General features: G+C 46.9%; 11 protein-coding genes. 6 read left to right on the plus strand and 5 right to left on the minus strand.

Features of this window, described 5'->3' with window-relative positions:
* Positions 1 to 204 precede the first annotated feature (204 nt).
* A complete protein-coding gene (locus tag BM200_RS19695) occupies positions 205 to 918 on the plus strand; it encodes an ABC transporter ATP-binding protein (RefSeq protein WP_091188353.1) in 714 nt (237 codons plus the stop codon).
* A complete protein-coding gene (locus BM200_RS19700) occupies positions 902 to 2,506 on the plus strand; it encodes a hypothetical protein (RefSeq protein ID WP_091188354.1) in 1,605 nt (534 codons plus the stop codon). Before BM200_RS19695 ends, BM200_RS19700 begins: the two co-directional genes overlap by 17 nt.
* 45 nt (positions 2,507 to 2,551) lie before the next feature.
* Here the strand turns inward: BM200_RS19700 and BM200_RS19705 are convergent, their stop codons facing one another.
* The gene (locus BM200_RS19705) at positions 2,552 to 3,697 is read right to left on the minus strand and encodes a YheC/YheD family endospore coat-associated protein (protein WP_217649576.1); all 1,146 of its coding nucleotides are present in this window, start codon (positions 3,695 to 3,697) and stop codon (positions 2,552 to 2,554) included.
* Between the two features lie 212 nt (positions 3,698 to 3,909).
* Positions 3,910 to 5,250 (minus strand): YheC/YheD family endospore coat-associated protein, encoded by a 1,341-nt coding sequence (locus BM200_RS19710; protein ID WP_091188356.1) that lies wholly within the window; start codon positions 5,248 to 5,250, stop codon positions 3,910 to 3,912.
* 154 nt (positions 5,251 to 5,404) lie between these two features.
* Between BM200_RS19710 and BM200_RS19715 the strand changes: the two genes are divergently transcribed.
* Entirely contained in the window at positions 5,405 to 6,472 is a 1,068-nt protein-coding gene (locus BM200_RS19715) for a YheC/YheD family endospore coat-associated protein (protein WP_091188357.1), read from the plus strand.
* Between the two features lie 162 nt (positions 6,473 to 6,634).
* Here BM200_RS19715 and BM200_RS19720 read toward each other — a convergent pair whose 3' ends face one another.
* The 3 genes from BM200_RS19720 to BM200_RS19730 all read right to left on the minus strand — a co-directional run bounded on the left by BM200_RS19720 (position 6,635) and on the right by BM200_RS19730 (position 10,066).
* Complete coding sequence (locus tag BM200_RS19720; RefSeq protein WP_091188358.1) at positions 6,635 to 8,158, minus strand: AMP-binding protein; 1,524 nt, start codon at positions 8,156 to 8,158, stop codon at positions 6,635 to 6,637.
* Positions 8,155 to 9,006 (minus strand): SDR family NAD(P)-dependent oxidoreductase, encoded by an 852-nt coding sequence (locus tag BM200_RS19725; protein ID WP_091188359.1) that lies wholly within the window; start codon positions 9,004 to 9,006, stop codon positions 8,155 to 8,157. Before BM200_RS19725 ends, BM200_RS19720 begins: the two co-directional genes overlap by 4 nt.
* 205 nt (positions 9,007 to 9,211) lie before the next feature.
* Positions 9,212 to 10,066, minus strand: coding sequence for a sulfurtransferase (locus BM200_RS19730; protein WP_091188360.1), 855 nt, complete (start codon positions 10,064 to 10,066; stop codon positions 9,212 to 9,214).
* A gap of 185 nt (positions 10,067 to 10,251) precedes the next feature.
* On the opposite strand from BM200_RS19730, the gene BM200_RS19735 reads away from it, so the two are divergent.
* The 3 genes from BM200_RS19735 to BM200_RS19745 all read left to right on the plus strand — a co-directional run bounded on the left by BM200_RS19735 (position 10,252) and on the right by BM200_RS19745 (position 11,965).
* The gene (locus BM200_RS19735; protein ID WP_091188361.1) at positions 10,252 to 11,115 is read left to right on the plus strand and encodes a hypothetical protein; all 864 of its coding nucleotides are present in this window, start codon (positions 10,252 to 10,254) and stop codon (positions 11,113 to 11,115) included.
* A 175-nt stretch (positions 11,116 to 11,290) separates the two neighbouring features.
* Entirely contained in the window at positions 11,291 to 11,737 is a 447-nt protein-coding gene (locus BM200_RS19740) for a hypothetical protein (RefSeq protein ID WP_091188362.1), read from the plus strand.
* Positions 11,738 to 11,740: 3 nt separating this feature from the next.
* Positions 11,741 to 11,965 carry a helix-turn-helix transcriptional regulator gene (locus BM200_RS19745; RefSeq protein ID WP_091188363.1) on the plus strand — a complete coding sequence of 75 codons (225 nt, stop codon included), beginning with the start codon at positions 11,741 to 11,743 and terminating at the stop codon, positions 11,963 to 11,965.
* Positions 11,966 to 11,976 lie beyond the last annotated feature (11 nt).

Below are 11,976 nucleotides of genomic sequence, written 5' to 3' on the forward strand. Positions count from 1 at the left end.
CAGCAAAAAACGGCAATTATTTTTAAGAATGCCTCAAACTGAATAAACCTCTTATGAACAGCAGAAAGCCGTCGAATCCGCGAGGATTCGGCGGCTTTTCAGGTTAAATTAGAATGAATTAGGAATCTCCGCAACGGTCTGGTCACAATTGCGTAGTAGACGAGTAACCATATTCTAAGTATGAAAGAAATGAGGTTCACAGGCATGGAATTGATCCTACAAGGAATGACGAAAAGCTTTGGGGATAAGAAAGTGCTCCAGGGCGCAGGGTTCCATTTTCAGAAAGGTAAAATATACGGACTGCTGGGCCGCAACGGCGCAGGGAAAACGACATTGTTTAATTGCTTAAGCGGCGAAACCAAAATCGATGGCGGACATGCGTGGTTGAATGACGATGGCGGCAAGAGGAAATTGGTCGAGGAGGATATCGGTTACGTGTATTCGCTGCCGATATTGCCCGAATTTCTAACCGGTTATGAATTCATCAAGTTCTACCTCGATATTAACCGTGACAAGCGTCCGGGCTCCAATATTGACGCTTACTTCGATAAGATGAGCATGTCGCAGGAGGATCGTCACCGGCTTATTAAAAACTATTCGCATGGCATGAAAAACAAAATTCAAATGCTGCTTTTTCTCATCTCGAAACCGCCGGTCATTCTGCTTGACGAACCGCTGACCTCCTTTGACGTGATCGTGGCACACGAGATGAAAAATATGCTGCGCGAAATGAAAAGCGATCATATCCTCATTTTCTCTACCCACATTTTGCAGTTGGCCGCCGATTTATGCGATGAGATTGTCGTGCTGAACAACGGTCAATTGTCCGCCGTACCGGCCGATTTGCTGCATAGCGCGGAGTTCGAACAAAGCATTATTTCATTGTTAAAGGATGAAAATCATGCTGAGAACATTTAACACGCTGTTTTCCATTCGGACTTCCTCAGCCGTCAATCGACTAATTTATTACGCTCAGAAGCTGCCTTTGGTCGGCAGAACAATCAAAGACACGCAATATGCCAATCTAGAAGGAAAAAGAGCAATTGCTGTCATCGCGTTCCTTCTTCACGTCATTTGGGGCTTCGTATCCAAGCTGGCTTTTCTAGGGCTGATGGTTTACTTGCCGGCCGTCGCAATGAGCGGGACCCTGTCACAGGAGGATCAGCTTTCGCTGTTTCTGCATATCTTCTTGCTGCTTAGCTTTGTGGCGGCGGGTGTCGCCAGCGTCACGGTGCTCGAGACGAAACGAGAGAAGTACATTGCCGTAAAGCTCATGCGGATGAAGCCTGCAGCCTATATGCAAGCGTTGCTGGGCTATCGTTATTGCTCTTATTTTATCTACTATCTTCCGGCTATGCTGCTCTTCACCTCCTTTCTGAATGTCCCGATTCTTCAGGGGGTGGCGCTGGCCGTGTCGGTCACGCTTTGGCGGGTATTTTGCGAATATGTTCATCTCATACTGTTTCAGAAAACCGGAATCGTACTCATCAAAAATAACGCGGTTGTTTGGCTTGCGATTGGAATTGGTTACGGATCTGCTTATTTGCCTCTTTTGCTAAATTGGACGCCAACGAGCGGTGAGTTGCTGCTCTTGTGGCCCGTTACGTTGGTCATTGCAGTGCTTGGCGCGATAGCTGCGATGCAGTTAAAACGATATCCCGATTATCGAACGGCAGTGGATGCTGCGACAAAAAGGGATGATCCGCTGCTCGATATTGGCCGTATGTTCGTGGAAGCAAATAAAAAGCAAGTGGAGTCAAAGGACATCGACTATACATCTATGGTCGGGCAGACAGCCCCATATAAGAGCCGGGAGGGTTATGCGTATCTGAATGCGTTGTTTTTCGCAAGGCATCGCAGTCTCCTCTTACGACCTCTGTGGAACAGAATGGCGATTATTGGCGCTTTAGGGGTAATCGGCATAGCATTCGCTGTCATCGATCCGGACAAGGCCTCCTCCCTGTCCGCAAAATGGAGCACGGGACTTCCTTGGTTGATTTGGGTCATGAACTTCATGTCCATTGGAGAAAAAGCGTGCAAAGCTATTTTCTATAACTGCGATCTCAGCCTTATGCGTTACAGCTTCTACCGAAATGCCGCCGAACGTCATTTCCGAGAGCGGCTGTACCGCATCTGTGGGTATAACCTAGCACTTGCCGCCTTGCTTGGAGCCGCATTGACCGGCTTTGCCCTGACTGCCGGGGGAGTACCGTCAGAAGAATTGCTTCTGACATTGATCTGCTTGTTAGCGCTGGCCGTGTTTTTCTCCATCCATCATCTATTCCTGTATTACATGCTGCAGCCTTATTCGACCGAGCTAAATATGAAAAATCCTTTTTTCTTTGTCGTAAACTTTGCCGTTTCCATGGCCTTCGTATTGGCCCTCATCTTGGAAGCCGATGCCGCGGCACTCGCGATCGCCACAGTTGCCATAACGATCGTTTACTTCGTGACGGCGCTTATTCTTGTCAAGAAGTGGGGACCTCGCACTTTTAGAGTGAAGTGAGTAATTTGCAACAGCAGCGGCTACTTTTAGTCTATTAGCATCGCTTTAATTAGAGGTTTTGAAGCCGGAGAGCGCGTTGGCGTAAAGCAATGGCTTAGCAACCTGCTTAAGATATAGGTCTCTTTGCTTTGCATACAATGCCAGATGATGATCGGGTAAAATGTTCACTTCCAAAACATAAATATGACCGTTCTTATCCACCATCACATCGACGCCAATATCGGCATAATTTCCGCCCTTGGCATCAAATATTTTGCAGGCCTTGGTGCAAATATCGATCATTCGTTGCTGCGTCAGCAGCGACTGATTTCGGCTATAGCCATACGTGCCTTGCAGCGCATTCAAACCTTTGCTTGCAAAGCCGGCAGAGGTAAAGTTCGTAACAATGCCGTTTTTCTTGCCGAACCTTGCGATGACACCCGTACAGGACCACTGAAGCTGTTCGTTTTTCTGCATAATGACCCTAAAGTCGATGCCTCTGCTGTCTTTTCGTTTCATTTCTATCCCTTGCTGCACGATATACTGTTGTTCTCGAAGGAGAGTCGCTAGAAAACGAGCTACCTCCTTGGTCCCAACATGTACAATTCTATATGCGCGAGCCTTTTTATTATTTTCGGGGTAAATGAACTGATAGCCGTCACCCGAACGAACCGCTTTAATAATCCCCCTGGCCATGGATTCCATAGTGGGTTTCAGATAAACGGCGCTATAGCGGGATAACAGGTCATCCAGATCTTTGCGGCTCTGCAGCTTTCTTGTATGGGGCAAATGCTTGCGGATCGCCGGATGAGGGGAAAGCCACTTCCATAGTTTCCACTTATTAAAGTGGTCGCCCAAGAAATAACCATTAAACAGACGCTTGCCAAGCACCCGTTTGAGAGCTTTGTAGGCAGGCGGGTTTAGCGCTGCTCTTCTATATAAAGCGGATGGAAACGGGAAAGTACCAAGGGTCCAATTCGATTTCGTGCCATTTGGAGAATAATAGTACCCTCGAATCTTCCTCGCTTGCAAAGAAATATCGTCCGCCCGGCAAACATAGATTAAGCCCTGTATAGAAGAATAGGGACGTAAATAATCATTGTAATTCTTTACTTTCTCTACGGTAATATCAGCCCCTGGTTTGAATGCGACTATGCCCAGTACCGGACCGATGTGGACGTTATTTCCCTTGACCAATATTTTATATTTCAAAGGAGGAAGGCTATACCCTTCCAGCGATTGCGATGAAATACCGATCGTATCGCTTGACAGGTTTTGAGATACTCTCACCTTTAGCTGCCTGCTCCAACCTCCGAAATGCACCTTGACGGTTGATGGCCGAACGCCGAACTTCCGCAAAAAAGCTTGGTTTACGAGTAAACTGTCTTTCTCTGCATGATCCAGTTTTTTAACATACATAGCCATTATGACTGCCTTCCTTTCGATGGATGGCTTATGCCGAAGCCGGCTAGTTTTTTTGCGTACAGCATATTCGCTTTAATCGTTTGGTGGAACATTTGCTTCTCCCCTGCGTCCAAAGCGATGGTAGGATTGGGATCATTATGATTAACCTCGATAATCCATAATTTGTTCTGTGTATCCAGAGCAAAGTCAAAGCCCAAATTAGCCGCATGATAGCCCGATGACACTAGCTGCTTAGCAATAGTTCGAGCAATCTTTTCCATTCTACCGCAGATGGCATTAGCTTCAGCTTCTCCCCTATGCAGGATCCTTCGAAGCGTTCGTTTGCCTTCCATTGCCGTTCCGCCTGCGGATATGTTGCTTACGATCGATCTCCGAGGTCCAAGCTTTGAGATAATCCCCATCCGCTTCCATTTCCCATGCCCGTCTCTCACCAGGATTAACCGGAAATCGATTAGACGCTCCTTGGAGGAGACCAGCTTTATTCTTTCTTGAATCAAATAGCCGGAATGATGGGTTTGTTTCTGAAGAAATTGGCCCAGCTCCTGCAAGCTGTAAAAAACCTTCTTCAACGAGCCTTTATGCGTAACCGTTATTTTATTATTTTGTTTGGACAATTTGAGAATATGACTCCCAAAGGATCCTTGGACCGGTTTCATATATAACTCTTCACTGTGTTCAAACATACGGGAAATATCCTGCGGCCTCTGATACAGAATGGTTCTGGGCAGCTGGGTTCTGACGCTTACGTTCCGGGAGAGAAGCTTGTGCATGCTCCATTTATCCAGCCGAAAGTCATTAAATATGGTTTTCCCAAGATTGTGTTGAAAATGGCTCATTAATGGATTACCGGTCAGCGATTTATTGAATATGGACGAGGGATATCGGTATTGACCGGATATCCACATCTTCTTTACAGGCGAATACATAAACCCGCGAATCGTCCTCGTCCGAAGATTAACATCTTTAGGGGAAAAAGCTAGCAGTGCGCCGTTTATGTGACCGTATATCTTCGTGTAATGGAGCAAATTCTGAAAGGGCAGCTTGCCTTTTAACTTATCAACAAGAATGCCGATATAAGGACCTATGATCAGCGTATTTCCATCCTTGCGGACTTGAAATTGTCCTTCTGCCGGTATCTTTAATTTGTTCATGCATGCACCAGAGACGAGCATTTGGCCTTGCGGCACCTTCTCCGAGATCGTCAATTTGATTGGAATGGTCGTAATGCCGAATTGGAGAAGAAGACTTTGATTCCGAGTTAAATTATTTTTCACCAGAAATGAAGGGGCGACCAGGACCGTATCGGACGGCAGAGAGGATCGACTGCGAATCTTGATCATGGTTAGGATACTTTCCTTCCATAAAAAATCATGCTATGCATTAGTCTATTATTCGTGTTCTGCAGTGTTACTTGGTTGATCATAATTGGGCCTTGTGTCCTTTTCCTCATTCATTCATACACTGAAATGAAATCAAGGAGGGGAGGCTTTATTTATGGCAACTCTCGGAATCATGTGGGATCGGATGAACAGGGGAGTTTTTAAATGGCAGGCCAAGGCCATTCGGGCAGCCGGATTTGACAAGTTATTATTGTTTAAGCCCGACCATGTCAATCAGAGATATCGAACCATTGCCGGATGGGTATATGAGAACAATCAATGGCGCTATGAGCCAAGTTCCCCGTATCCTGCTATCATCTATGATCGCGGCATCTACAGCGGCCGAATGCTCCGGGAAGCCAGACAAGTGAAAGAAACCACAGGCATTCCTTTTGCAGGGGATTGGCTGGAGAGTGATAAATGGAACATTCATAAGAAACTCGCGGTAAATAGCAGGCTCCGTCCCTATCTCATCCCTACTCTGCTGTTAAACCGTAATCAAGCCGTGCATACGATGCTGCAAAAGTATAAAAAAGTCATTATTAAACCGCTTGGCACCCATAAAGGAAAAGGCATATTGAAGCTGTCCTATATGAACGGCAAATATGTGATAGAGGAAAATAAGAGGAAGCGGATCCACTTATCTAATGAGGGATTGCATGGGAAGCTTGTACAGCTGCGCAGCAATAGAAATTATCTTGTTCAAAAATGGGTAGATATAACCGATGCTGCGAACAGAGTCTACGATATTCGCGTGCTCATTCAGAAAAATGCACTTGGACAATGGTATCTGACCGGGATGGGCGTACGTTTAGGGAAAGCGGGTAACATTACTTCAAATTTAGCTACTGAAGGCAGTGCGAAGGAAATTATCTCTTTCTTATCACGGCAATTCGGCCATACGCGGGCATTAAGGCTTGAGCAAAAGCTTCGGGAGCTAGCCTTTGAAATTGCCGTACAATTAGAACGATCCTATCAAAAACGGCTGGTCGAGCTTGGACTTGATTTCGGGATTGATCGTCAGTCCCATATATGGATCATCGAGGCAAACACCATACCTGGCAAAGAGGTATTTAAGCGGGCAGCTTCTCCAAAAGTGTTCAAACAAAGCCTGCAGCTTCCGATCTATTACGCAGGCTTCCTGCATAATAGGCTGTCGGGAGGAAAAGTTCGGCGAGGGTAATGAATTGCATGGCCGGAATAATAATGATCAAGCAAGAAGAGCCTCGGAGTTCACTTCCCGGGCTCTTTTCTTATGAAAGTACATTCAGTGCTGCATATGGTGTTCGTGTTGATTTCAGTGCATAAAAAGCTCCAGCTGTAGAAATGACTTTCTTCTGGCTCTTCATGTAAGCAGCTTTCTATCCAATTTACCTAAGTGGGTATACGGCAAATGATTGACGAAAACAATTTCTTTCGGCATCTGAAACCTTGCGAGCCTAGCTTGCAGCCATTGATGCAGCTCCTCTTTTGACGTCTCCGTTTGCGGAACCAATACTACAATGGCTTTTAAGCGCTGCCCGAAATACTCATCTTGTATTACAATCACCGCCGCATCCTCTACTTGAGGGTGGGTAAGCAACACGTGCTCCACCTCGTATGGATAGACATTTTCTCCCGCCGAAACAATCATGCTGTCTGCTCTTCCACTTAGAAAGTAATAGCCCTGCTCATTTCGATAGCCCAAATCGCCGGTCTCTATCCATGCTTCGGTACGGTTTCTCATTGACCATCTGTTCTTGACGCACAACTGGCCTACCCTGCCGATTTCAACTTCCCTCTTCTGATCATCCACGATTTTTATACGGCCGCCGTTTATTTTTTTGCCAATCGTACTGGGGAACTGAGTTAAATCCCGTGCCGTGGCAATCATATTTAATCCCGTTTCCGAGGTGCCGTATAGATTGTAGAGTACCTCGCCCAATTGTTCCAAAGACTCTTTTGCCAGTTTAGGACTTAGCTCCGCACCGCCTGAAGCAATACAAGACAAAGACTTCAAATCTTCCGCATTGGTTTTGAGCATTTTATGCAGCATCAAAGGGACAACCGTTACTACTTCGACCTGATGCTCGCGAATGATTCGGCATGCTTTCTCCGGATCGAACCCTCGATGTAGGATTACTTTCTTCCCTAAAGCGCAGAACAAGAGCAAAACCGCGATCCCGTAACCGTGATAAATAGGAGTAGCAATATACGCATTGCGATAGTTCAGTATTTGCAATCGAGTAAGGAAGGCGAAGAACGGATCCAAATAGTTAAATAAGGACGGCTTATGAGACGCTTTTTTGCCTTTTCCAGTCGTTCCGCCGGTTAGAAGCACCAGTTTCCCTGAGGAAGACCAGTGTCTTTTTTGCTTTTTATGCTGTGCGTTACTGATTATGGACAACGTTTCTTGATCACTCAAAATTTTCGTTTTGGGATAGGTTGACCGTTCTAGCAAAGCGCTTCGTTCCACATCATAGATTAGAAGATCAAAATCATTTGTTTCCAGGATGTTGTTCAACTGTTCCCCGCTCATTTCCGCATTAAGCAGGTAAAGATCCGCTCCCGCCCAAGAAATAGCAAAAATCGCTCTTACCAACGAAGCGTGGTTTTTGCACCATACCCCTGCCTTTTTACCACCCGCAAGCTGGTACTTGTCCCTCAAAACCGCCGATAACGCTTTGGATTGTACAAGCAGCTCATGATAGGTCAGAGTTTCCCGCTCATCCACTATCGCCGTTTTTCCCCCGTGGATTCTAGCAGAAAAACGGAGCAGCGCCATCAGATTGATTCCATATTGGTAGATAGCAGCGCTTAATCGAAACAAAACTACGGGAGAAAGCAGCCGAATTTTATACAACACATAGATCAATTTCAGAAGCTTCATAGGCGCTGTCCCTTTTGCCGCAGCTTTCTCGCGGTTGAATACTCCCAATACCTTCTGAAAAGTATGGAGGCCAATTGCCCGAAAATCAGCCACCAAGGTTTGTATATTTTCATTTTGGTATACATGGAATGGCCAATGATCTTAGCAACGTGCTCCGGCGACATCGCCGGCATTTTGCGATAAGCGGCAGTCGGCTCAATCATGGGCGTTCGAACTAGCGGAAGATAAATCGATGTCGTGAATACTCCCTTCGCATTCAATTCGGGAGCAGCAGCCCGGAACCAGAAGTCGAAGGCAGCCTTGGATGCCTGATAAGCAGACCAATTAGGAGTGGGCAGCAACAGAACGTTGACAGTCGAGATGTTGATGATATGACCTTGTTTTCGGGTTAGCAAAGGAATGATAGACAAGAGCAGTTGAACTGGTGCCAAATAATTGATTGCCATTGTACGAGTAAAATCATGATAGCGGTCCAAAGACTGATCAATTGATCGCTTAATGGAATGACCTGCATTGCTCACGACGACATCCAGCCCATCCGGAAGCTGTTGGAGAAAGGCAAGCAACTCTGTCATCTCCTTCTCATTTCGAAGATCGACGGGGAACACGCTTACTTGGGCGGCTTTTGTTTCGATTAGAATTTTCATGGTTGCAAGCCTGTCCACACGTCTCGCAACTAATATTAAATGCACCTTAATATCGGCCAGCAGATAGGCAAGCTGCTCTCCAATTCCGGAGCTTGCCCCCGTAATGAGAATAGTCTTGCCCTCCAGTTCACGTCCCAGCTTCCGTCTATTTAAATAGGTCTGCGGGAATATAAGGCGTTCGAAAAGGCTGTAGGTATGCATAAGAGCTCCTTTCTCGCCTATTTGACGACGTTAAAAAACTTGTTTCCAAGTTCTTCGCGAGCAGAGGAGTAAATTCCTTTTGACCGTTCAAATCAGGTTGGTTGCTGGAGTAATTGACTAACGATTTGTTGACAACTTCGGTCATAAAAAAATACACCGCTAGGGCACTCAGCCTCGTGACGATGTATTCAGAATAAATATACTACTATGCCTTGCTCGCGTTTCCTTCTTCCCCTACCTCAATCGGATTCTCCTCATAACTAATCCAATCACTCCAGCTGCCTGCATACAGCCGCACATTCGAGAAGCCCGCTTCCTGCAAGGCCAGTACGTTCGGACAAGCCGTCACGCCGGACCCGCAGTACACGATCGTCTCGCGGTCCTTCGGCAGATCTTCGAATCTTGCAGCTTGCTCGTCCGCGCTTTTCCACCTGCCGCCCTCACCCTTGGCTTCGGACCAGAGACGGTTAATTGCCCCAGGAATATGGCCGGCTTTCTTATCTAATGGCTCGACTTCGCCGCGATAACGCGCACCGTCACGCGAATCGATAAGCGTCATGTTCTCGCTGCCAAGCTTCTCTTTTACTTCGTCCATCTCCACCAGCATGTTGTGCTGGACAGTAGCAAGGAAACGTGAAGGAACGAGCACCTTCTGCTCCGCGTTTACCGGGAAGCCGGCATTTTGCCAAGCCGTAAAGCCCTCATCCAGAACAAATACTTGTTCATGGCCCAAATATTTCAGCAGCCACCACAGACGGGAAGCAAATGCTCCGCCTTGGTCGTCATAAGCGATAACGCGGGTTTCATTGCTGATGCCAACCTTGCTGAGCGCAATGGTCAGATCCGTAATGTCCGGCAATGGATGGCGTCCGCCATGCTCATCCACCGGAGCGGACAGATCCTTTTCCAGATCCAAATATACGGCGCCTGCAATATGGGAGGCTTCATAAGCCTCGCGGCCGAAGTCCGGCTTGCCAAGCTGGAACCGGCAGTCAACGATGACGATGTCCGTCTCATATAAGCGGGCCAGAAGCCATTTTAACGATACGATATTATTCATGTAAAATTACCGCCTCTCTCTTGTCTATGTATATCTGCATTATACATGATTCCTGCCCCTATCTTCTAATCAAGGAAGCTTCGGTTTACAAATATCGCATATTTCCATAATGATGCAGAAATACTTCATAGATATCATCTTCAATGAAAGGATTATTCCAACATTTTATCAAAGGAGATGAATTTATGTTTAAGCGCGTCATCGGTACGGCGGCCGTCATTATCGCATTAGGCACGGCGCTCGTTACCGAAGCCGGAATCGCGCCTTCACCAGCCCATGCGGCAAGCAACATGGTTCCGGATTATGAGGTTAAGCTGCTGATGAATCCAAGCACGACACTTGGCTCGGACTTCAAGCTGACTAGCGCCGTACTTAGCGCTTTCTCGATGCCAACAACGGTAACGAAGATGAATGTAGCCTACCTGGACACCAACGCCAAAGACATCTACAACAACGGCTGGAGCACCCGGATCCGCAAGACGGAGGGCGAGGATGACTTCGAATTATCTTACAAGAAGCGCTACACCGTCACCAATAATGATATTAATGCTGCATTGACGCAAGCGAACAATGAGGGCTTTAACTCCAGCGATACGAATTACGAGGCACAGGTGGAATGGGGCTACCAAAAGAAAACGCTCAGCATTACCCGGACCAAAAGCGGCAGCAAATCCGGCTACAGCGGCATGGACCTTCCGTCGATCAGCGATGCCCGCAGCCTCATGGTCAACAATGCACCGGACAAATTTAATGACTGGCTGTCTAGTGACTGGGGCACTAACAAGCTTCAAGCCTCCCGTTATTTCGGGCCGGTACTTGCCAAACGTTCCGTCGGCACATGGAGCGGCATGGAGCTGTACATAGAGGTTTGGCCAATTAAGAACGCTGCAGGCACCGGCACGGAATATGTCGTCGAGGCTTCCTTCAAAACAAACAGTGCAACAACCGCATCCGCCAAACACGATGAGCTGGTCACTTACCTGCAGAGCAAAGGCTGGTTCCTCGCCCAGGATTCGCTGAAAACACAATTAATCATGGATCGTTACTAGTCCGGATCCTGCAGTCCGTCTCAAACAGCCTTCCTACGCTTAGCTATTAGGCGAAGGAAGGTTTTTTTAAATTTAGGCGTCGAATATATGTAAAGTAAACTTGACACTGAGTATGGTTTAGATTACATTATGTATATAGAACTTAACTATTTTTACCATCTTAGGAGGTATGAGCTTGACCTACCAGGAAAAGAAAAGCATCACCGCGCTTATCAGTACCGTACTCATTTTCGCAGCCTATTGTTTGTACATGTATACGCAGTACCCGGAAGAAGGTCTGGGGCTTGAAGAAGGCTTTCGTTACTGGGGCTCCTTCGTCCTGATCCTGATGGTGGTGTCCATCGTCGCCCATATCGTGATCAGCATTATCTTCAACATCATCTTCCGGATGACTACCGGGGAGAAGGAACCGGCATTTGCCGATGAACTGGATAAACTCATTGAATTAAAGGCGCACCGGAATTCGTTTTTCCTGTTTATCCTCGGCTTTCTTCTGGCAATGGGCTCGCTCGTCACGGACCAGCCTTTAACCGTCATGTTCGTGATCCTGATCGCCTCCGGCTTCTTGTCCGATGTGACCGGATCTATTACGAAACTGTATCACTACAGGAGAGGAGTTTAAGGAATGGGCAAAAATCTTGTCGGCAATCACATCCGCAAATTACGGTTCAATCATAATGAAATGACACAACAGCAATTGGCTGACAAGGTTGGTGTAACGAGACAAACGATTGTCGCGTTGGAAAAGGGCAACTACTCCCCGTCTCTCGAACTGGCCTTCCGCATTGCTCACGCCTTCGGCCTGCCGCTCGAAGAGGTATTCTTTTACGGGGATGATACGAGCCATTAACTAAGAGGAGG

Origin of the sequence: Paenibacillus catalpae, from assembly GCF_900112695.1 — a bacterium.
Taxonomy (GTDB): Bacteria; Bacillota; Bacilli; order Paenibacillales; family Paenibacillaceae; genus Pristimantibacillus; species Pristimantibacillus catalpae.